The following is a 22,378-nucleotide window of genomic DNA, read 5'->3' on the forward strand; positions in this document are numbered from 1 at the left end:
AATTTCCCGTTGCCATTTTTGGTTGAAGGGGTGAACTGGCCGCCGGTCGAATGGTTTAACTGGCAGATTAACGTTGCGAGGGGTGTGCCATGTCAAGCCAGACCAACTATCCAGGCGCTATCTTTACACCTATAATGCCACTACATAACCGCCGGCCCGAGCCGGGCCTCACTGCTGCCAAACCGTTGCCTCCGGCCGCCATGCCGCTGAGCGAGCTGCTGGCCCGGGTGCGCCAGACGCTGAGTGAGCGGTTTGCCGATTCCTACTGGGTGGTGGCCGAAATTTCAGACCTCACTTTGCCCCGCTCTTACGGCGCGCACTGCTACCTTACCCTCACCGACCAACATACCACCGCCCGCGGGGCCCAGCTCAAGGCCCAGGCCCGCGCCACCATCTGGAGTGCGCGCTACCAGCAACTGGCGGCGGCTTTTGAGGAGCAGACTGGCCTCACGCTACGCATCGGGCTGAAGGTTATGCTGCGGGTGCAGGTGAAGTTTCATGAGCAGTTCGGGCTGAGCCTCGACGTGCTGGCCCTCGACCCCACCTACACCGTGGGCGACCTAGCCCGCCTGCGCCTGGAAACGCTGCGTAAACTCCAGGCCGAGGACCTGTTGGAGCGCCAGAAACGCCTGGCGCTGCCGTTGGGCATCCAGCGGGTGGCCGTTATTTCCTCGCCCACGGCCGCCGGCTGGCAGGATTTCGTGCAGCAGCTCCAGGAAGCCCCCTACGATTTCGCCCTCACCCTGTTCCCGGCCCTCATGCAGGGCGACGACGCCCCGACCAGCATCCGGGCGGCTCTGGACAGCATCCGGCCCCGCCGCCAGGAGTTCGATGCGGTGGTGATTATCCGGGGCGGGGGCTCCAAAACCGACTTACTGGCTTTCGATGATTATGGGTTGGCGGCGGCCGTAGGCTCGTTTCCGCTGCCCGTACTCACCGGCATCGGCCACGAGCGGGACGAGGCCGTGGTGGACCTCACGGCCCACACCGCTCTGAAAACCCCCACGGCCGTAGCGGCTTTTCTGATTGAGCAACTGGCCCGGCTGGAAGCGGCCCTGGAAGGCTACGGCGGCCGTATTCGGGAGCTGGCTCAAGCTCAGGTGCAGCAGCATGCCGCCCACCTCAGCCGACTGCTGCGCCACGCCCACCTGGCGGCCCAGAACCAGCTACAGGACCAGCGGCAGCTACTCCATCAGCGCATCCGACTGGCAGCGGCGGCCCCCCGCGCCCACCTGCGCCACCAGGAGCAGCACCTCACGCGACGCCGCCACCAGCTGCACCGGGCCGCCCGCGCCACCCTGCGCCACCAGGAGCAAATGCTCCGACAGCGCGGGCGGGGGCTGGCCCAGCGCTTCCGCCGGCTGCACCGCCGCCGCCGCGAGCAGCTGCTGCGGCAACGATTTGCCGTGCAGCTGGCCGCCCTGAAGCTGCTGCACCGCCAGGAGCTGCGACTGGCCCAGTTGCCCGCCGCCCCGGTAGCCGGTGGCTCCATGCGGCTGCTCACGCCCAAGGGCCGGCCCTGGCAGGGGCCGCTGCGGCCGGGCCAGGAGTTTCTGCTCCGCCTCCCCGACGACGCGGTGGTGCCGGCCCGGGTGGGTGGGCAACTACCGCTGTTTCTTCCGTAACGCTGTTTTTTCGCCTATGTCACCCCAGAATATCACCTACCGCCAAGCCGTCGAAGAGCTGGAAACCATCCTGCGCGCCCTCGAAACCGACGCCGTGGACGTGGACGACCTCACGGCCCGCGTGCAGCGCTCCGCCGAGCTTATCCGCCTCTGCAAGCAAAAGCTCCGCTCCGCCGAAACCGCCATCGACCAGGTGTTCGAAAATCTGGAAGAAGAGGATGAGTTGGAAGATCAGTAGTCCGAGATAGTAGGGAAAGGTAGACGGGGGGCTATATTTGAATCCATCAACCGGCTCTTTCTACCATCCTATTTTTCGCACACCGTATGGATTCTCTTTCCGAAGCTCCCAAACAACCATTCACTCTAGAGCAGGCCGGCGACTGGACGCGCCGTTTTCGGGAACAAAGTGAGCACGCCGTAAAAGGCCACTTGTTCGACCGGGCAGTGCTGGAAACTTTGCTAGCCCGCTCCGAAGCAGCAGGCCTGCGCTTTTATTACGGCCGCGACGAAGAAAATCAGCCGCAACTGGTGATGGTGGCCGTAGATGCTGATGGCAATGATTTGGTAAACTCCACACCCCAGCGGATGCCCGCCGAAACAGAATCAATGCTTATGGCTACTGCCAGCCTGAGTAGTTCTGACGACGAAACGATAGTAGGGCCGGGTAAAACCTGCCCGCCCTGCTGCAGCACAACTAACCTGCTTAACAGCTAAATGACCGACGGTGCCCTAGCCACCTGGCTACCGCGGGTAGCAGATTATCTCGAGGTGCTGGCCTACTGTAGCCTCAGCATCCCGGCAGGGGTGGCATTAGTCCACTGGCAACGGCTTACAAGGCCGGTACAACTCTTGGCCGTTGTACCGGCCTTCATGTTGCTACTTTTCACACTGATGCGCCTGACGGTGGCCTTTGGCCTGCAAAATATCTGGCTGGCGCACTTCGCCGCCATTGGCGAAACGGTATGCTACATCTGCGCCTTCAGCCTGCTGCTACCCCGGCTGCGGCCGTGGCGGCGGTGGCTCCTGGGCGGCTTCCTGGCCTTTGCGGTTCTCGATTCCCTGTTGCTGGAAGGAATGGCCCAGCTCAACAGCTACACCATTGCTCTGGAAAGTTTTCTGGGCATCCTGCTGGTACTGCTGTATTTTGAACAGGAAATCCGCCACTTGGCCCCAACGAATACCCAACGTCGGCCGCTGCTGATTGCCGGTACAGGCATCGTATTGTATCTGGCCGGCACGGTCGCCATTTACTTGGGTAGCAACACCTTCCTGCAAACCGATGATGGAGTAGGCATGTCACTGCTGTACTCCATTAACAGCTTACTACTATTTGTACTGGCTGCTTTCTTCACGCGGGCCTTCTGGCTCAGTAGCCGGTTACCGACTACTAGTTTAGCAGTCACTCGATGAGCATGACTAAGAGGTTATAGTTTTCATGTAGATAATTCTATATTACCTCGCAATCTCTCTTCTTCTCCCTACACACACCGTATGCTTTCTGAAACCCCCATTCCCGGGTTCAACCCCAATGCCGGAGCGCCCATCCCATCCGCTGAAGCTGAGCAGTGGACCGCCAACTACCGCAACCAGCCCCAAACCCAGGAAGAGCTGGCCGGCCGCAAGCGCACCAAGGCGTATTATTTCGGTTCTGCAATGCTCGACACCATTAAGCAGCAGCCCGGTTGCGTGGGCATCCGCTTCTACATGGGCCTGGAGCAGGACCTGACCGGCAACAAAAGCAAAGATGAGTACCAGCTACTGGCCGTGGGCGTAGACGTGAATGGCTACGACTTGGTGCCCCGCACCGGCCCAACCGGCGAATTGTTGAATGAAGATGGTATTGTGGGAGATGGTTCGCTGAAATGCCCCAACGTATGTGATCCGACGAGCCCGATGAGTAACTGAGGTGACCGACTACCTGAATAATCTGGTGGCGTTAATTCGTATCTGCACTATCCTAACTGTGGTTCCGTTTACCATTTGTACCGGTCGGAAGCCTTTGCAGCAGCAAAGTTTTCGGCCGGTATATTTTTATTTAGCAGGCGACATAATTTGCCTGTTTCTAGACATGTTTGGTCGGGCTATTTTACATAATAACAGCTTTGTTTACCACCTTTCTACCGCTTTCGATATAACTACGCTCTGTTGGCTATTCGGCGGGCTGCTTCCTCGCAAGCAGCGTGAAGTACTTGGTTGGTGCTGGGCCGGATTTGCACTGACGGCTTTGGTTGATGCTTTATGGCTGGATCCGTTCATGAGCAGCATCAACGTGGTCAGCCGCATAACCGGCAACTGCCTCCTGACAATGCTGGCCATGTACCACGTCTGGAATTTGCAGCCGGCCGGACCACCGGAAAAGAATCCAGAGCTTATTCTGGGAGCAATGGTCTTGTTGTATTACCCTTGCTCGACGCTGGTTTTTATTGTGCAGGAACTATTGCCCGCTGACCTTACCGCCCGCTTTCCCAAGCATAGTCTAGCCATCAACAGCATGCTGTTGTACCCGCCGCTCCGCGTGCTACAAGTTGGGCTACTAATTTACCTAATAACCATTCTGCCGGGCGGCCCAGCTCCCCGGCAAGCGTTGCCCAAGTGGCTGCGCTTCCGCTTCGGGAAGCGGCCAATCCCGCTTCATTCGCCGATTTCCTCACCGGTTAACCGCTCGAAATAAAAGCGTTTAGTTTACTTTAGCCGAATAGTTATGCAGCTGCCTGCTTTTCTTCAATGCCCGACGCAATTCTACCCCTGGTTCTGGTGACGCCCATCCTGCTTTTACTGGCACTGGGCATCGTGGGCTTTGTGGTACGCTACCAGCGGCGGCTGATTCAGCAGCAGCAGGAAGTGCAGGAGCTGCACGAAAGTGCCCAGCAGCAGGCCCTGGAGGCTGCTTTGCTGGCCCAGGAGGAGGAACGCCGCCGCATTGCCGCCGATTTGCACGACGGCGTGGGCACCACCCTGGCCATCGTGAAGCTGCACCTGAACACACTCAACCAACCCGACCTCACCCAAGAGGCCACCATCCTGCTCGACCAGGCCATCAACGAGGTGCGCCGGATTTCGCGCAACCTGCTGCCGGCCGCACTCCAGAAATTCGGGCTTTCTTTCGCGCTGGAAGCCCTGGCCCGCACCATGCCCGCCGACGGCCCCACGCAGGTGGAAGTTGAGCAACAGGGCATGCCCCGCCGCCTCGACCCCAAGTACGAACTCATTGTGTACCGTGTGGTACAGGAGCTGCTGGGTAACGGCCTACGCCACGCCCACGCCAGCCAGATTCACATTACCGTTGATTTCGGATCCGATTTCCTGGCCCTGCGCTACGCCGATAACGGCGTGGGCTTCGACCCCACCGTACCCGACCAGCCACCCCTGCCCGGGGCCCGTACCGGCCTGGGGCTCACCAACCTGCGCAGCCGCGTAGGAGTTTTGCGCGGCACCCTGCGCCACGAGTCGGCCCCGGGCCAGGGCACCCAGGTTTGGATTTCCCTTCCCCTGCCCTATCTTGTTACCAATCAGCCCTCTAGCCTTTCCCTCGCATGAGCACACCTGCCATCCGCTTAGCTGTAGTCGACGACCATATTCTGTTTCGCAAAGGCTTGCGGGCTTTGATCAGCGGCTTTCCAGGCATGGAAGTACTGTTTGAAGCCGGTGACGGCCAAGAGCTGCTGGAACGCCTCGACCAAGGCACTATTCCGGACGTGATTCTGATGGACCTGCAGATGCCCGTGCTGGACGGCCTGCAAACCGTGCGCCTGCTGCGCGCCCAATACCCGCAGGTGCGCTCCATCATCATTTCCATGCACGATGAGCCCGAGCTGATTGACTCCCTGCGGGCCGAAGGCGCACATGGCTATCTGCTCAAGAATGCCAGTCCGGAGGAAGTGCTCGGGGCCATTCAGCACGTCATTGATACCCGCCCGGGCTCCGGGACTTCCCGACCCATTCTTACCGCTTCCTTCTAGCTCCGGCATTTCTGCAAAACGATAAGCGCCGTTCCTGTAGCAGGAACGGCGCTTATCGTTTTCAGGGCAGACTATATTCAGCTTACAGTCCTACTGCCATACCCAGCGTGAACGTGCGGCCCCGGTTGAAGAAGGCCTGCAGGTTGTTGGCATCGAACACGTTGGAGTTGCTGCGGTTCGAAACGTCAGTAAAGTAGAACTCATTCAGCACATTCAGGACCGAAGCCCGGAAGCTGATGCGCACCTTATCCTGGTACACCGGCTTCAGCTCGTAGCCGAAGTGCAGGTCCAGGTTTTTGCTGGTGGGCAGGCGGTAAGCATCGGTACGGGAAGCTTCTTCCAGAATGTTATCGGGGTTGAAGGCAGCGTAGTACTTCGAGAACACGAGGAACGAGGGCCGGATGTACAGGCCCCGGATGGGCTCGTAGCGCAGCCCCAGCTGAAACTGATTCTGCGCCGCGTCGCCTACGTGTACGCCCTCCAGAAATACCGGCTGGTCGATCGGGTTTACCTGCACGTTGGATTCCGTTACCTGGTTGAGCAGGCCTTTCCCTTTCCAGCGCCAGTCGCCCAGCGCAATTGCAGCGTTCAGCTGCAGGCTCCGGCTGATTTCCTGGGCCACGCTCATTTCTACGCCCATGTGGCGGGCATCAATGTTACGGACGGTGCTGTACACTGCTTCGCCGGTAGCCGTGGAAACCGAGTTGGTCGATTTATTGGCCCACAGGGTGTAATAGGCATTCAGAGTAGCTTTCAGGCTGGGGTAGCTAATGCCATAGCCCAGCTCCATGCTGGTGATGCCTTCGGGCTGTACATCCTTGTAGCGGATGCCCTGGGAGCTGTATACCTGATTGAAAAAGGGCACCTTGCTGTTGTAGCCCACGTTCACGAACAGGTTGTTGCGCTCGGTCACGTTGTAGTTGGCCCCGGCTTTCACGCTGTATCCTGTGAAGCTGGCCCAGGGCGTTTCCACCGTCTGGCCATCGGCGCTGGTGTACGTGCGCCCGTTAATAGTCTGGGTCTGGTTGAAGCCTACATCGTAGCTCTGCCCGTCCACGGTTACCTGCTTGGCCCGGAAATAGTCGATGCGCTTATAACGGATTTGGGAGAGGGTACCACTCACCACGGCCGACAGCACGGGCGTTTTGTACTCCAGTTGGGCATAACCGCCCAGCCACTGGGTTTTGCCGTCGTAGTTGTAGCTGATTTTATCACCCTCATACAGGCGGGTTGTTGGGTCAGCGTTCAGGTTGCCAATGGTACGGGCGTAGTCGCCGCCCAGCAGGTCGCGCACTTCCCGGTAGTGCAGGCCCCGGTACAGGCGGCCATCTACCCCGGCCGAGAAAGTCACCTTGTCGTTGAGCGAATAATCGGCCCCCAGTACGCCGCCGTACCAGCGGTGGCTGTTCACGTTGTTCACCAGAAACGAGCCTGACTGCCGCTGCTCGGTAAACAGCGTATCGTTGCGACGGGTGGCGGTGTTGAAGATGAACGGGTAGTTGCGGACGTTGTTATTATAAATGCCCTGGAAATTCGTCTGGCCATCAACCGTCTGGCTGAGCGTGGACGAGTTGCCGCTGGTCAGGCCGGTCACCCCGCCCCCATTACCAAAGGAGGCATACGCCACGGCACTCACAAACAGCTTGCTGTTCACCTGCCAGTAGTCGTTGAGGTTGATTTGCGGCTTGTGGTAGTAGTTGCTCCGCTCGTTCAGCACTTCCGAACCCTGCACATTACTTACCTGCCGGGTAGTAGGGTCCCGGTCGTAGCGCGTGAGCGTACCCCAGTACGGGTTGTAGGAGAAACCCTTATTGCCGCCAGCCACGGGAGAAGCACCAATTTCGGCGGCTTTTTCGGTGGAGTACAGCCCAACCTGTGCCTGGAAGGAGCGGGTGCCGTGACTCTGCGGGGAGCCCATTCCGGTGAGCGAAAGGCGGTGGTTGCCGGTCCGTTTGCTGATATTGCCGAAATACGTCCAGGCATCATCAAAGGCCTTGTCCACCCAGCCATCGGAGGTACGGCGGGAGCCGTAGGCGGTAAAGGCCCAGTCGCCCTTCAACGTGCCGCTGCTGAGCATGAGGGAGTATTTCTGGTAGTTGTTGGAACCGGTTTCAACCCGGGCCAGCACCGCCTTCTTGTCGTCGAAGCCCTTGGTGAGGACGTTGATGGTGCCGCCCACGGAAGGCACTGAAATCTTGGAAGCCGACAGGCCGCGCTGCACCTGCAGGCTCTTGGTCACGTCGCCCAAATCCCAGTTCGACCAGAATACCTGGCCAGTTTCCATATCGTTCACGGGCACCCCGTTTACCAGCACAGCCACGTTGCGCTGATCGAAGCCCCGGATGTTGATGCGGGAGTCGCCGGTACCGCCGCCGCCCTGGGTGGCGTACACGCCGGGCGTCTCGTTGAGAATCATCGGCAGGTCGCGGTTGGAGAGGGTTTCGCGCAGCTTCACCTCATTCACAGCCGCAAACGCCACCGGCGTCGAGCGTTCCACCGCTACGCCCAGCGAGCCAACCACCTGCACCTCGTTCAGGGTAGCGTTGTCGGCCACCAGGTTGAAGGTAGCCGTGGTGTTCTGGTTGCCCACCGTCACCTGCTGTTCCAACACCTTATAGCCGATAAAGGAGGCACGCACGGTGTAGGTACCGGGTTTCAGGCCGCCCACGGAATAGGTGCCGTTATCCTCGGCCCCGCCACCGGTATTGGCCCCGTTGCCCACCACTTGCACGGTGGCACCAGGCAGGCCCTCCCCGGTTAATTTGTCCAGTACGCGTCCTTTGATGGAGTAGGTGGTTTGTGCCACCGCCACCACGGAGGTAGTCATCAGAGCTCCAGCAAGTAAAAAGTGCTTCATGAAAAAGGAAAATACGACCCGCAAAGGAAATTGAGGGTGTAAAGGTAAGATTTTGACAGGTAGCACGAAGCAGAAAATACCGCCGCCGCCGGCCCCTTATTCCAGCTCCGTGGCCGGATCCCAGAAGCGGGTTTTGAAGTCCCGCACCTGGTCTTCCAACACCGTCACCCCTTCGGCTTCCAGTGCCTCCTGCATGGCCGTGGGCGTGGCGAAATGGTGCTTGCCGGTGAGCAACCCGTTGCGGTTGATGACACGGTGAGCCGGCACGTACTCGGTGGCCGTGTGCGCGGCCATCATGGCCCAGCCCACCATGCGCGCCCCGTGCCGGGCTCCCAGGTAGTGGGCAATGGCTCCGTAGGTAGTCACCCGGCCCGCAGGCACTAGCCGCACCACCTCGTGTACCTCTTGAAAAAAGTTACGCTGTTGCTCCGTCGGGTTGCGGGGAATGGACACAGTGGTGAAATGGTGAGGTGGTGAAATGGTGATTCAGCGAAGGTGGCCGATAAAGGTACTGGCCATTCCCCAACTCACTAAATCACCGATTCACCAACTCACTTATCCCCGCGCAACCCGGCGGCGCTTTTGGTGTCTTACCCCCATCTTTCCCTTCCGGCCCCGACGTCAACCAAAACCAGGTGGTTCGCGTTGTGGCAGTTGCGCCCCGCCAACCGCTACCGGTGAAGGCCCCACCCGAAGTAACCCCATGCAAACCCAGGAACACCCGACCGAAGAAGTAACCGAAACCCGCTCCGGCTCCGCGGGCCGCCGCATCCTCTGGCTGCTGGTGGCACTGGCCGTAGTGGGCGCGCTGGCATTCATCAAAATCAAGTATTTCCCCTCTCAGAGCGCCGAAGGCAAAGGCGGGGGCGGAAAAGGGGCAGCCGGAGCCCCGGGCAAAGGCGGCCCCGGCGGAGCGGGCGGCAAGGGCGGCGGCGGAGCACTACCAGTGCAGGTGTACATAGTGAAAGCCACCAGTCTGGCCGATGAGGTAGCGGCTACGGGCTCCATTCTGGCCGAGGAATCGGTGGTTATCAAAAGCGAAATTTCGGGCAAGATTACCAGCCTCAACATCCGGGAAGGCCAGCCGGTGAGTAAGGGCCAGTTGCTGCTGAGCATCAACGCCGACGAGATTCAGGCAGCCCTGAAAAAGCAGGAGTACAACATCAAGCTCTACCGCGACCAAGAAAAGCGCCAGCGTACCTTGCTGGATAAGGAATACATCAGCGCCCAGGAGTACGAGCAGTCCAATAACCTGCTGCTCACGGCCCAGGCCGACTTGCAGTCGTTGCGGGCTTCTTTGGCCAAGGCGTACGTGCGGGCGCCGTTTGCCGGCGTGCTGGGCCTGACCACCGCCACGGTGGGCACCTACGTGAGCCCTGGGGCCGAAATCACCACGCTTTCTAAGGTGCGGCCGGTGAAAATCAACTTCACGGTGCCCAGCCGCTTCTCCAGCCTGGTGCGCACCAATGACCCTATTACCATCACCGACGAGGCTTCCAACAAAAAATACGAAGCCAAGGTGTACGCCCTCGACCCGCAGATTGACCCCGTGAGCCGCACCCAGACGGTGCGCGCCCGCTACGCCAACACCCGCGACGAGCTGCGCCCTGGCGCGTTCGTGAAAGTAAACCTACAGCTCAGCCAGACCACCGACGCCTTGCAGGTGCCCACCGAAGCAGTAATTCCGGAAGCCACCGGTTACAGTGTGTACACCGTGCAAAAGGGCAAAATGGTCCCGAAAAAAGTAAAAATCGGGGTACGCTCAGACCGCCTCATCCAAATTACCGACGGCCTAGCCGTGGGTGACTCCGTGATTCGCACCGGCATCCTGCAGGTGAAGCCGGGCGATGCGGTGAAGGTGACCAAGTAAGATTTCTCGCAGTGTTTCGCAGTGGAAGGCGCAGTGTTTCGCATTGTGCTGACGACTGAACACTGCGAAACACTGCGCTTTTCCACTGCGAAACACTGCGAGAAACAAACGTATGAGTCTTTCCTCAACCAGTATCAACCGCCCGGTTCTCGCCATTGTGATGAGCCTGGTGATTGTGATTTTCGGGGTCATCGGCTTCCGGTACCTGAGCGTGCGGGAGTACCCGAGCGTGGACCCGCCCATTATTACCGTGTCGGCCAGCTACACCGGGGCCTCGGCCGATGTGATGCAGGGCCAGGTGACGGAGCCGCTGGAAGAAGCCCTCAACGGCATCCAGGGCATCAAGAACCTGACCTCTAACTCCCGCGACGGCCGCACCCAGATTACGGTGGAGTTCGACCTCGACGCCGACCTGGAAACGGCCGCCAACGACGTGCGCGACAAGGTTTCGGGGGCGCAGGGCCGCCTGCCGCGTGACATCGACCCGCCCATTGTGAGCAAGGCCAACGCCGACTCGCAGCCCATTGTGATGACCTACCTCAGCTCCAGCAAACGCACCCTGCTGGAACTGACCGACTACGCCAACAACACCCTCAAAGAGCGCCTGCAGACGATTCCGGGCGTATCGGAGGTGCGGGTGTACGGGGAGCGGAAGTACTCCATGCGCCTGTGGCTGGACCCGGTGAAGCTCTCGGCCCTGAGCGTGAGCCCGGTGGATGTGCAGGCCGCCCTGACGCGCGAAAACGTGGAGCTGCCCAGCGGCTCGGTGCAGGGCCAGGCCACCCAGCTTACGCTGCGCACCATGGGTCGCCTGAGCTCGGTGGAGGATTTCAACAACCTGATTATCCGCAAGGATGAGTCGTCGCTGGTACGGTTATTGGACATCGGCTACGCCGAATTGTACCCCGAAAACGACCAGACAATCTTTAAAGTAAACGGCGTGCCGATGGTGGGCCTGGCCGTTATTCCGCAGCCGGGCTCCAACCAGATTGACATTGCCGACGAGTTTAACCAGCGCCTGGAGTTGTATGGCAAGGATCTGCCCAAGGACTTAGTGCTCAAGCCGGGCTTCGATAACTCGGTGTTCATCCGCAAATCCATCACGGAAGTGGAGCACACCATCATCGAAGCCTTCGTGCTGGTGGTAATTATCATCTTCCTGTTTCTGCGCGACTGGCGCTCCACCATCATTCCGGTGGTGGCCATTCCGGTGTCGTTGGTGGGGATTTTCTTCGTGATGTACCTGATGAATTTTTCCATCAACGTACTCACGCTGCTGGCCGTGGTACTGGCCATTGGTCTGGTAGTGGACGACGCCATTGTGGTGCTGGAGAACATCTACTCCCGTATTGAAGGCGGCGAGGACCCCAAAACGGCTGCTATTAAGGGCTCCGAGGAAATTCTGATGGCCGTTATCAGTACCACGGTAGTGCTGGCGGCGGTGTTCCTGCCGGTGGTGTTCCTGACGGGTATCACGGGCCGGCTGTTCAGGGAGTTTGGCATTGTGGTGGCCGGCTCGGTGCTGATTTCGGCCTTTGTGTCGCTCACGCTTACGCCCATGATGTGCTCGGTGCTGCTTAAGCGCGAGGAAAAGCACAACTGGTTCTACCGCAAAACTGAGCCCTTCTTCGAGAAGATGATTAACGGCTACAAGGGCAGCCTCGAAACGTTCCTGCGCAACCGCTGGCTGGCCTGGCTGGTGGTGGCGGGTACGGGCGTGGGCATCTGGTACTTTATGGGGGCCATTCCCTCCGAACTGGCCCCGGTGGAGGACCGCAGCCGCATCAACCTGAACGCCACCGGCCCCGAGGGCGCCTCGTTTGAGTTCATGGATGCCTACATGACCCAGCTCACCCAGCTGGCGATGGATTCGGCTGGCCCCGGCAACCTGAGCAGCGTGTTTGCCGTGACGTCGCCGGGCTTCGGGGGCGGCTCCAACTCGGGTACAGCCCGGGTGCTGCTGCTGGAAGCCGATACCCGCGCGTTGCCCCAGCCCGTTATTGCCGATAAGCTGAGTGCCGGCGTGAAGAAGCTCACCGCCGCCCGTACCTCCGTCAGCCAGGATCAGAGCATCGGGGGCGGCGGCGGCGGCCTGCCGGTGCAGTTCGTTATCCAGACCCAGGACTTCGAGAAGCTGCGCGAAGCCGTGCCTAAGTTCCTGGATGCGGCCCGCCAAGACCCCACCTTCCAGTTCGTGGACGTGAACCTGAAGTTCAACAAGCCCGAGCTGCGCGTGAACATCGACCGGGAAAAGGCCCAGAGCCTGGGCGTATCGGTGCAAAGCATTTCCCAGACGTTGCAGTCGGGCCTGAGCGGGCAGCGCTACGGCTACTTTATCCGGGAGGGCAAGCAGTACCAGATTATCGGGCAGGTGGCGCGCGAAGACAGGAGCCAGCCGCTGGACGTGCGCCTGCTGTCGGTGAAGAATGCCAATGGGGAGCTGATTCAGCTGGATAACGTGATTCGGCTGGAAGAAAGCAGCACACCGCCCCAGCTCTACCGCTTCAACCGCTACAACTCGGCTACTTTCTCGGCCTCTCTGGCCCCCGGCCGCACCCTCGGCGACGGCATTGCCGCGATGCAGGCCTTGGCCGAAAAGAACCTCGACGACACGTTCAGCACCGAGCTGGCCGGCTCCTCCCGCGACTTCCAGGAAAGCTCCAGCAGCCTGGTATTTGCCTTCGGGCTGGCCCTGGTGCTGATTTACCTGGTGCTGGCAGCGCAGTTCGAAAGCTTCCGCGACCCGGTGATTATCATGGTGACGGTGCCGCTGGCCCTCTCGGGCGCGCTACTGAGCCTGTGGTACTTCAACCAGACGCTCAACCTGTTCTCCCAGATCGGCATTATTATGCTGGTGGGGCTGGTGACCAAGAACGGTATCCTCATTGTGGAATTTGCCAACCAGCAGGTAGAAAACGGCAAGGATTACATGACCGGCCTGATTGAGGGTGCCACCGCCCGTTTCCGCCCGATTCTGATGACCAGCCTGTGCGCCATTCTGGGCATTCTGCCCATTGCCGTGGCTACCGGCGCGGGCGCGCTCAGCCGTCGGGCTATGGGCATTGGCGTAGTGGGCGGGCTGTTTTTTGCCACGGCCCTCACGCTGTACGTGGTGCCCGTGATGTACTCCTACTTCGCCACGGCCAAAAAGCACAAACATGCGCCGGTAGAGGAGGATGAAGCCGTGGCCGCCTAGTGCCGCACCGTTTTTCGCTTCTCCCACCGCGCCTTTTTCAGTTGTTGATTTCCTCCATGCCTCGTTTCTCTCTGTTCGCGCTGCTGCTGGCCGCTCCCCTCCCCCTGCTGGCGCAGCAGCCCGCGTTGCCTTCCCGCCCAGGCACTACGCAGCCGCAAAGCAAGCCCCAGACCGAAAAGCCCGAAACTGTGTCCTCGGCTCCCGGCCTGACGCTGGCGGAGGCCATCCGTATCGGCATTGAGAACAACTACAACATCCGCCTTTCGCGGCAGGATGTGCGCGTGGCCGAGAACAACGTGACGCGCGGCAACGCCGGGCAGCTGCCGGTGGTAAACGGCAACTTCACCCGCACCTTCAACCGCAACAACGTGCGGCAGGAATCCTCTAGCCGGCCCGAGCCCAGCATTGCCAACGGAGCCAAATCGAACGGCCTGAATGCCAACGTAGCGGCCACCTGGACCATTTTTGATGGCTTCGGGATGTTCATTGCCTATGACCGGTTGCAGGCGTTGGAGCAGAGTCAGCAGCAGCTTACGCGGGCTACCGTGGAGGAAACCGTGGCCGGCATCACCGACGCCTACTTTGTAGTAGTGCGCGAGTCGGGTAAGATCAACTCCATTGAGGAAGCCCTGAAAATCGGCCAGGCCCGCATCGACCTGACCCAGGCCCGGGTGGACGTGGGCGTGGCGGCCAAGGTGGAGGTGCTGACCGCCCGCGTGGATTACAACGCCGACCGCTCCATCCTCATCCAGCAGCAGGAAGCCTTGCAGACGGCGAAAATTTCGCTCAATAACCTGCTGGGCCGCAACCCCAACCTCAACTTCCAGCCCCAGGACTCCATCGTGGTAGCCCAGGATTTGCAGCGCGACGCCGTGCTCCAGTCCATCCGCCAGAACAACCCGCGTTTGCAACAGGCCCGCACCAACACTGAGGTGGCCACCTACGACCGGAAACTGGTGCGCGCCTCCCGCTTCCCGCAAATCGGCCTGACTTCGGGCTACGGCCTGAACCGCAACATCAACGGGGCCGCCTTTTTCGGCACCCAGCTGGTCACCAACACAAGCCGCCAGTTCGGCTTAAACTACGGCGTGGTAGCCTCGGTGCCCATTTTTGATGGCTTCAACCGCACCCGCCTAGAGCAGAACGCCCGCATTGTGGAGGAGCAAAGCCAGCTGCAACTCGACCAGACCCAGCTCCAGCTGGATGCCGAAGCCGAGCAGGCCTGGGCCCAGTACCGGAACCGTTTGCAGCTGCTGGAGCTGGAAGAATCCAACATCCTGCTGGCCCGCGAAAACGTGGCCATTGCCCTGGAACGCTACCGCCTGGGCCTGCTCACGCCCCTGGACCTGCGGGTGGCCCAGCGCACCCAGCTGGATGCCGAAGTGCGGCTGCTGGATATTCGCTACCAGGCTAAACAGGCCGAAATCGTCCTCCGTCGCCTCAGCAGCGGCCTGGTGCAGGAAGGCAACAAAACCCCGTAGTGCTCCGGTCCGGCAGCTGCAAGCTGTCGGGCCGGTTGTCGTTTGGGTTATTTGAACGACGGAATAGAACCACCCCGGCCCCAACAGGTCGGGGCGGTTGCTTTTGGGCGGTGGGCGGAGCCGTTCAGATAAAAAAAACAGGGGTTCGGAGAGGAAGCACCCCAGTCGGGCGAAGGGTTACGGAAGGCGCAGAACGGCCCCGTAGCTTTGAGGCATCAACAACCCCAGACACCTCTTCACCTGCTGTATATGCTCGCTCGCCTCCTGAAACTCAGCCTCGTTTTGTTCGTTCTTTCGTTCTGTGTTTCGGCCCCGGCTGAAGCCCACGACCTGTTCGACCGGCGCTGGTTGCCTACGGTGAAGGCGAAGATGAAAGGCCAGCACCACGTACACCGCCCCAACTACCGCCGTTTCCGGGCTTACCGCCAGTACTAACCAGCAGCCGGCTCCCTTCAACGCAGCCGTACCCGCCCCAAAAAAGCCCGCCGTCCCGGCCCGCGCTACCAGTCTGGTAAGCAGCGGGCCGGGACGGCGGGCTTTCGGGCAGTAAGCTGCTTACTGCGGCTTCAGCGCCTTAAGCTGCTCCAGGGCCTCGATGGTGGCTTTACGGTTGTCCTTTTCCTTCTCGTCCTCATCCACCGGCTCGCGGGTAGTAGGTGTGCTGAAAAAGGCCAGAATGTGCTGCTGCTGCGAAGTCGTAAGGTTTTCGAACTTCTTGTCGGCCAGCTTGCGCAGCCACTCGCCGTAGGTTTCGTCGGTCAGGGCATACTCGCCGAGTTTGGTGGGCTTACCGGTGTCGAAGTCGGCGTTGGGCAGCGTGGGGCGTTGGGTGGCAAGGGTGTCACGGGGTTCTTTTTCTACCAAAGCACAGTAGTTATTCATCACCGTGCGGAAGCTGGCCCGAAACAGCGCCTGCGCTTCGGGCGTGGGCGTTTTGAAGGCGAAAGGCTTGAGCGGGCCGATTTTGGGCAGTACCCGCACGAAGTACGAGAGCACCCGCGCCCCGGTGCCGGGGTGGTCGTAGCCGCTGCCGTACCGTTTCTGGTACTCCTCCTCGCTTTCCTTATACACATATTCGCGGCGGCGGGCCTGGGGGCTCACCTTGCGGATTTCCTTTTTCTGCGACTGCCACGCGGCCCGACTGGCAATCGGAATGAGGCTGCGCACGGCAAACCGAAACGACGCCACCGACAAATCCACGTTGAAAATCACCTGGCCCAGCTCCATACCGTACGTTTTCAGGAAGGCCCGCTCCAGCACCGGCTTGCTCACCTGAAACCCGATGCTGCGCTGGTATTCGGCGGTGCGGTAGCGGCCGGCCGCCACCTGCATTACATCGAAGGCAAACTCCAGTTGGGTGTGCTGAATAGGCGCTTCCTCGTAGGTGATACTATTGCCGAATTTGGCTTGCAGCTCAGGGTACACGCGGGGCATGGCGCGGTTGGTGCCTTCGGGGTGGCCGCTGAGGTCGGCTGCGTAGTGGGCCAGCGCGCCCAAAGCAAAGGCGTACTCGTTGCGGTTATGGGCCTCATCGAGCAGATTGCGCACAAAGTCGCCGGAGCGGACGTAGTGGGTGAGGTTGGTGAACAGTTCGGAGCCGAACGGGTAGTAGCCCATATCCTGCAGAATGGAGCCGCCGTAAGCAAAGCTCTTGGCCTCGATGAGCTGGTCGTCGGAGGCGCCGGGGTAGCGTTGTTGCAACAGCTGCACCATGCACCGCTGCCAGCACGAATCCACATTGGCCTGGTGGGTGAGTACTGAATAGGCCGAAGCCGGGCGCGCAGACAAGCCCAGCAGGACCACCACGACTACAATCCATTTCCACATACGCAAAAGCACCCGGCCGGGCGCATAAGCTCTGCCGTGGGTGCCAACACGTACGCACGGCCTACGGCCGTGGTTGTTACGCTGGTGTAGGTACATGGGTTAGCCCTTGATCCAATACTTGCTCCTGCGGTCAATTCACCGGTTTTTAGGGCGTGACCCTATTCGATTTTTCGCCTCACCTGAATTCAGACCGGTTCCAAATTTCTGCTTGAATGGGGTTTTCTGCCTGATTCCGCAGTTTGGCTCCTACCTTTGCTATCATGAAACCGGTGGTAGCCTTCCTTCTGGGACTCCTGATGCTCGTGAGCGGCCTCGTGCCCCAGAACGACCTCTCGGAATTGGGCAAATTGCCCGAGCTGGCGGGGCACTACCGCTACCACCGCGCCCTGGCGGGCGGCCACCTCTCGCCGCTGGCGTTTCTGGCGCTGCACTACGGCCCCCACGGCACCGACCACCGCCGGCACCCCTACTCCCAGCGCGATGCTCAGGACCACCACAAGCTTCCGCTGGAGCAACACCACCACGACTGCGTGATGGTTAGCTTCGTGCTGCCGGCCGGACGCGTGGCCTTGCCCCCGCGCCCCCGCACCTGGCCCGTCGCCGCCTACCGCGTGGCACCCGGCCCGCTGTACGCCTTCTGCGTCAGCAACCCGCTGCTCCAGCCGCCCCGAGCGTAGCTACCTGAAGTCCCCGGGCGCAGTGCGCCCCGCCGCTTCCCGTAGTCTTTCCGCTCATTCCGCTGGCTTCACTATGTAGAGTAGTGAGTAGTTGGTATTGAGTATTTAGTACTGGGTATTGTGTGTTGAAAATCGAACGGCACTAGCTATTCCATACTCAATACCCACTACTCCATACCCACTACTCCATACCCAATACTCCATACCCAATACTCACTAGCCGGCGGCAACCCATTTTCCTATGCTTTCCCGCATTATCCGGGCCAGCATCCACAACAAGCTGTTTGTGGTGCTGATGATCCTGGCGTTGCTGGCCTGGGGTGGCTATTCGGCCTCCACCCTACCCCTCGACGCCATTCCCGACGTTACCAACAACCAGGTTCAGGTTATCACCCAAAGCCCCGCGCTGGCCGCCCAGGAGGTGGAACAGTTGCTAACCGTGCCGCTGGAGCTGGCCCTGCGCACCGTACCCGGCGTGACGGAAATCCGCTCCACTTCCCGCTTCGGGCTGTCGGTGATTACCGTGGTGTTCGACGACGACGTGCCCACGCTTCAAACCCGTCAACTGGTAGCCGAGAAGCTGCGCACCGCCGAATCGGACCTGGGCCCCGACCTGGGCCGCCCCGAAATGGCCCCCATCACCACCGGCCTGGGCGAAATCTTCCAGTACAGCCTGGGCGTGAAGCCCGGCTACGAGAAAAAGTACTCATTGGCCCGCCTACGCGAAGTGCAGGACTGGGTGGTGAAGCGCCAGCTGGCCGGCGTGCCCGGCGTGGTGGACGTGAGCAGCTTCGGCGGCTTCGTGCGCCAGTACGAGGTAAGCGTGAAGCCCGAGCGCCTCAACGCCAGCGGCGTGACGATGGCGGAACTGTACACGGCCCTGGAGGCCGGCAATGCCAACACCGGCGGCAGCTACCTGGAGCGCGGCCGCAACGCCTACTTTATCCGGGGCGAAGGCCGGGCCGGCTCCTTGCAGGACATTGGCAGCATGGTCATCAAGCAGGTAAACAACGTGCCCCTGCTGGTGCGCGACGTGGCCGACGTGCGCTTCGGTCACTCGGTGCGCTACGGGGCCATGACCCGCGACGGCCAGGGCGAAACCGTGGGCGGTATCGTGCTTATGCTCAAGGGCGCTTCTTCGGAGCAAACCATCAAGGGCGTGAAGGCCCGGGTAGCCGAAATCGACAAGCAGCTACCCGCTGGCCTGTTCGTGAAGCCGTTCCTGGACCGCACCAAGCTGGTGGACACCGCCATTCATACCGTGGCCCAGAACCTCATTGAGGGCGGCGTGATTGTGATGGTCGTGCTGCTGGTACTGCTGGGCAACTGGCGCGCCGGCCTCGTGGTAGCCTCCATGATTCCGCTGTGCATGCTGTTTGCCCTGGGCCTGATGAAGACCTTCGGCGTCTCGGCCAACCTGATGAGCCTGGGCGCGCTGGACTTTGGGCTGATTGTGGACGGGGCCGTGATTATCGTGGAAGCCATGATTTTTCACCTGGTGCATTTCCGGACCCGCGCCGAAAACGAGACCATGGACCAGGTAGCCGAAACGGCCGCCACCCGCATGATGCGCTCCGCCTTGTTCGGCCAGCTCATCATCCTCATCGTGTATCTGCCCATTCTTGCCCTCACCGGCATCGAGGGCAAGATGTTCCGGCCCATGGCCCTGACCGTGAGCTTCGCCATTGTGGGCGCCATGCTGCTGTGCCTGACTTACGTGCCAGCCGTATCGGCCTGGGCCCTGCGCAAGGATATCAAGGAGGAAGGCACCGTGGCCGACCGCATCATGAAGTTTCTGTACCGCGGCTACCGGCCCATCATCCACGGGGCGCTGCGCCTGCGCGGGGTGGTGGCCGGGGCGGCCGTAGGGCTGCTGGTGCTGGCGGGCGGGGTATTTGCCAGCCTGGGCGGCGAATTTATTCCGCAGCTGGACGAGGGCGACTTTGCCGTGTACATGGGCCTGCCGCCCGGTTCCTCGCTGGCCCAGAGCATTGCCACCACCACCCGGGTCCAGCAGATTCTGCTGAAACAGTTTCCGGAAGTAGAGCAGGTAGTGGCCAAAATCGGTACCTCCGAAATTCCCACCGACCCGATGAGTCTGGAGGATTCCGACCAGATTCTGGTACTCAAGCCCCAGAAAGAGTGGACCTCGGCTCACTCCCGCGAGGAACTGGCCACTAAGATGAGCGAGGCGTTGGCCGGCGTGCCCGGCGTGAGCCTGGAGTTTCAGCAGCCCATCCAGATGCGCTTCAACGAGCTGATTTCGGGCGTGAAGTCCGATATCAGCATCAAGATTTACGGCGACGACCTAGACCTGCTATTCGAGAAAGCCAACGAGGCCGCCGCCCTCATCCGCCCCCTCGCCGGCGTGGGCGACCTGAAAGTGGAGCAGATTGCGGCCCTGCCCCAGCTGCGCGTGACCTACAACCGCCAGAAAATGGCCCAGTACGGCCTGCGCGTGCAAGACCTGAACACGCTGCTGCGCGCCTCCTTCGCCGGCGACGTGGCGGGCCAGGTGTACGAGGGCGAGCGGCGCTTCGACCTGGTGGTGCGCCTCGACAGCGTCAGCCGGGGCGGAATTCAGGACCTGCGCGCCTTGTACGTGGACCTGCCCGGCGGCCAGAAAGTACCGCTGGAGGAAGTGGCTCAGGTGGATTTCCGCAACGCCCCCACCCAGGTGTCGCGCGATAATGCGCGCCGCCGCATCAACATCGGCGTGAACGTGCGCAACCGCGACGTGGAAAGCCTGGTGCAGGAAATTCAGCAGAAGCTGGACGCCGGTCTGAAGCTCCCGGAAGGCTACAGCATGCAGTACGGCGGCCAGTTCGAGAATTTGCAGCAGGCCAAATCCCGTCTGGCGGTGGCCGTGCCGGTGTCGTTGCTGCTGATTTTCGTGCTGCTCTACCTTTCCTTCCGCTCGGTGAAGCAGGCCGGCCTCATTTTCACGGGCATTCCGCTGGCGGCCATTGGCGGCATTCTGGCCCTGTGGCTGCGCGGCATGCCATTCAGCATCTCGGCCGGCGTGGGCTTCATTGCCTTGTTCGGGGTGGCAGTGCTCAACGGCATCGTACTGGTGGCCAGCATCAACGAGCTGGCCCTGGCCGGTATCGACTCCGTGCGGGAACGGGTGCTGAAAGCCACCCACGAGCGGTTCCGGCCGGTGCTGCTCACGGCGGCCGTAGCCTCCCTGGGCTTCCTGCCGATGGCGCTCAGCTCCTCGGGCGGGGCCGAGGTGCAGAAGCCGCTGGCTACCGTGGTTATCGGCGGGCTGATTTCGGCCACACTACTCACGCTGGTGGTCCTGCCCGTGCTCTACACCTTCTTCACCAAAGACGGCGAGCCCAGCCCCACCGACCCTACCCCCGAGCTGCTGGCCGAAATCAAGGAAAACCACGAGTTATAATCCCGAGTGGTGTTGAGGCGCGACCCTGCGCGTCTGTCGGCAGAACGATACCACCTGCCCACAGCCGCTCAACGGGAAGACGCGCAGTGTCGCATCTCCACATGCTGACTTTCATTTCCCATGAAATACTTTCTGTTCATTCTGCTGATTCTCCCCTGTTTTACCCAGGCCCAGACCACGCCCCGCACGCTGCCGCCACCCGCCCCGGCGGCCCCGCCCGGCGGGCCGCTTACTCTCACGCAGGCGCTCCAAACCGGCCTCGGCCAGAGCCTGCTGGTGCAAACCGGCGCGCTGGAAATTGAGCGCCAGCGCGCTTTGGCCCGCACCGGCTACGACCTGCCCCGCACGGTGGTGGACTATCAGGTGGGCCAGATTTCGGGCCCTTTGCGCGACCAAAGCTTCAACATAGTGCAGCAGTCGGCCCTGCCGGGGCTGTACCGGGCGCAGCGCCAGCTGCTGGAGGGCCAGGTGCTCACGGCCGAGCAGCGGGTGCGCCAACAGCGCCGTGAGCTGGGCCGCAGCATCCGCGGTACCTACTACGAGCTACTGCTGAGCTACCGTCGCGCCGCCTTGCTGCGCCGCCAAGACAGCCTGTACCAGCGCGCCGCCCGGGCCGCCCGCATCCGCTACCAGACCGGCGAAACCAACCGACTGGAGCAAGTATCGGCCGAGGCGCGGCGGCTGGAGCTGCGCAACCGACTGGCCGGAGTGCTCACCGAGCAGCAGGTGCAGCGGCAGCGGCTGGGCGTGCTCCTGAACCTGGGCCGCCCCGCCGACATCGACACGACCACCCTACCGGCCGTAGCCCTGCTGCCCGCCGATACAGCCGGCCTCTCGGCCGCCACCAATCCCACCCTGGCCCTGCTGGAACAGGAAGTGGATGTAAGCCGCCGCCAGACCCGCGTGGAGCAGCTGCGCCGTCTGCCTGATATACGCCTGGGCTATTTTACCCAAACCATCAACAAGGAAAACGGCTTTCACGTGGCTCAGGCCGGCGTGGCGGTGCCGCTGCTGGGCGGCGTGCAGAAGTCGCGCATTCAGGCTTCCCGCTTGGGTGAGCAGGCCGCCGAAGCCCAGCTCCGCTATGCCACCACCCAGCTCGACGGGCAGCTGGCGGGCTTGCGCCAACTGCTGACCCGCGCCCGCGCTTCGCTCACGTACTACGAAACCACAGCCCTGCCTCAGGCCCGACTGATTCTGGATACGGCCGAGAAAAGCTTCCGGGCCGGCGACGTGGAATACGTGGAGTACGTGGTGAATACGGAGCCGGCCTGGCAGATTCGGGCCGCTTACCTGGACCAGCTGCGCCAGTACAACGAGCTGGCCCTCGACCTGCTCACCCTCACCGGAGCCGACACCCAATAAGTCAGCCCAACCCGGTCCGGTGGCTGGAAGCCGTCGGGCCGGTTGACGTAAGCTGATGTTGTGACTTCAGCTGACGGCCTCGTTCAACCGGCAACCGGCCCGACGGCTTCCAGTCGCC

Annotated in this window: 18 protein-coding genes; 15 read left to right on the plus strand and 3 right to left on the minus strand. The window is 61.3% G+C overall.

Features of this window, described 5'->3' with window-relative positions; all coding sequences use genetic code 11:
- Positions 1–134 precede the first annotated feature (134 nt).
- The 8 genes from xseA (at position 135) to EI293_RS16180 (ending at position 5,584) form a co-directional block, all read left to right on the plus strand.
- Positions 135–1,625, plus strand: a complete 1,491-nt coding sequence (gene xseA / locus EI293_RS16145) for an exodeoxyribonuclease VII large subunit (RefSeq protein WP_170170408.1) — start codon at positions 135–137, stop codon at positions 1,623–1,625.
- Positions 1,626–1,641: 16 nt separating this feature from the next.
- Positions 1,642–1,863, plus strand: a complete 222-nt coding sequence (xseB, locus tag EI293_RS16150) for an exodeoxyribonuclease VII small subunit (RefSeq protein ID WP_125439576.1) — start codon at positions 1,642–1,644, stop codon at positions 1,861–1,863.
- Between the two features lie 86 nt (positions 1,864–1,949).
- Positions 1,950–2,339 carry a hypothetical protein gene (locus tag EI293_RS16155; RefSeq protein ID WP_125439577.1) on the plus strand — a complete coding sequence of 130 codons (390 nt, stop codon included), beginning with the start codon at positions 1,950–1,952 and terminating at the stop codon, positions 2,337–2,339.
- Between the two features lie 156 nt (positions 2,340–2,495).
- Entirely contained in the window at positions 2,496–3,035 is a 540-nt protein-coding gene (locus tag EI293_RS16160; protein ID WP_125439578.1) for a hypothetical protein, read from the plus strand.
- An 81-nt stretch (positions 3,036–3,116) separates the two neighbouring features.
- The gene (locus tag EI293_RS16165) at positions 3,117–3,530 is read left to right on the plus strand and encodes a hypothetical protein (RefSeq protein WP_125439579.1); all 414 of its coding nucleotides are present in this window, start codon (positions 3,117–3,119) and stop codon (positions 3,528–3,530) included.
- Position 3,531: 1 nt separating this feature from the next.
- Positions 3,532–4,296: a hypothetical protein gene (locus EI293_RS16170; RefSeq protein WP_125439580.1), complete on the plus strand. Its 765-nt coding sequence runs from the start codon at positions 3,532–3,534 to the stop codon at positions 4,294–4,296.
- A 53-nt stretch (positions 4,297–4,349) separates the two neighbouring features.
- The gene (locus EI293_RS16175) at positions 4,350–5,162 is read left to right on the plus strand and encodes a sensor histidine kinase (RefSeq protein ID WP_125439581.1); all 813 of its coding nucleotides are present in this window, start codon (positions 4,350–4,352) and stop codon (positions 5,160–5,162) included.
- Positions 5,159–5,584 carry a response regulator gene (locus EI293_RS16180; protein ID WP_125439582.1) on the plus strand — a complete coding sequence of 142 codons (426 nt, stop codon included), beginning with the start codon at positions 5,159–5,161 and terminating at the stop codon, positions 5,582–5,584. Before EI293_RS16175 ends, EI293_RS16180 begins: the two co-directional genes overlap by 4 nt.
- An 82-nt stretch (positions 5,585–5,666) precedes the next feature.
- On the opposite strand, the gene EI293_RS16185 is transcribed toward EI293_RS16180, so the two are convergent.
- A complete protein-coding gene (locus EI293_RS16185) occupies positions 5,667–8,411 on the minus strand; it encodes a TonB-dependent receptor (RefSeq protein ID WP_170170409.1) in 2,745 nt (914 codons plus the stop codon).
- A gap of 126 nt (positions 8,412–8,537) precedes the next feature.
- Entirely contained in the window at positions 8,538–8,894 is a 357-nt protein-coding gene (locus tag EI293_RS16190) for an MGMT family protein (protein ID WP_246010679.1), read from the minus strand.
- A gap of 250 nt (positions 8,895–9,144) precedes the next feature.
- On the opposite strand from EI293_RS16190, the gene EI293_RS16195 reads away from it, so the two are divergent.
- From EI293_RS16195 to EI293_RS16210, 4 genes are all read left to right on the plus strand, one after another.
- Positions 9,145–10,311 (plus strand): efflux RND transporter periplasmic adaptor subunit, encoded by a 1,167-nt coding sequence (locus EI293_RS16195; protein ID WP_125439584.1) that lies wholly within the window; start codon positions 9,145–9,147, stop codon positions 10,309–10,311.
- Between the two features lie 112 nt (positions 10,312–10,423).
- Positions 10,424–13,507, plus strand: coding sequence for an efflux RND transporter permease subunit (locus EI293_RS16200; protein ID WP_125439585.1), 3,084 nt, complete (start codon positions 10,424–10,426; stop codon positions 13,505–13,507).
- Between the two features lie 56 nt (positions 13,508–13,563).
- A complete protein-coding gene (locus tag EI293_RS16205) occupies positions 13,564–14,988 on the plus strand; it encodes a TolC family protein (protein WP_125439586.1) in 1,425 nt (474 codons plus the stop codon).
- A gap of 249 nt (positions 14,989–15,237) precedes the next feature.
- Positions 15,238–15,423, plus strand: a complete 186-nt coding sequence (locus tag EI293_RS16210) for a hypothetical protein (RefSeq protein ID WP_125439587.1) — start codon at positions 15,238–15,240, stop codon at positions 15,421–15,423.
- A gap of 120 nt (positions 15,424–15,543) precedes the next feature.
- Here the strand turns inward: EI293_RS16210 and EI293_RS16215 are convergent, their stop codons facing one another.
- Positions 15,544–16,815, minus strand: coding sequence for a zinc dependent phospholipase C family protein (locus EI293_RS16215; RefSeq protein ID WP_170170410.1), 1,272 nt, complete (start codon positions 16,813–16,815; stop codon positions 15,544–15,546).
- 260 nt (positions 16,816–17,075) lie between these two features.
- Here EI293_RS16215 and EI293_RS16220 point away from each other — a divergent pair, with 260 nt between their 5' ends.
- The 3 genes from EI293_RS16220 (at position 17,076) to EI293_RS16230 (ending at position 22,260) form a co-directional block, all read left to right on the plus strand.
- Positions 17,076–17,492 carry a hypothetical protein gene (locus tag EI293_RS16220; protein WP_125439589.1) on the plus strand — a complete coding sequence of 139 codons (417 nt, stop codon included), beginning with the start codon at positions 17,076–17,078 and terminating at the stop codon, positions 17,490–17,492.
- A gap of 241 nt (positions 17,493–17,733) precedes the next feature.
- Positions 17,734–20,895, plus strand: coding sequence for an efflux RND transporter permease subunit (locus EI293_RS16225; RefSeq protein WP_125439590.1), 3,162 nt, complete (start codon positions 17,734–17,736; stop codon positions 20,893–20,895).
- Between the two features lie 120 nt (positions 20,896–21,015).
- Positions 21,016–22,260 carry a TolC family protein gene (locus EI293_RS16230; RefSeq protein ID WP_125439591.1) on the plus strand — a complete coding sequence of 415 codons (1,245 nt, stop codon included), beginning with the start codon at positions 21,016–21,018 and terminating at the stop codon, positions 22,258–22,260.
- Positions 22,261–22,378 lie beyond the last annotated feature (118 nt).

The organism is Hymenobacter perfusus, from assembly GCF_003944765.1.
GTDB classification, from domain to species: domain Bacteria; phylum Bacteroidota; class Bacteroidia; order Cytophagales; family Hymenobacteraceae; genus Hymenobacter; species Hymenobacter perfusus.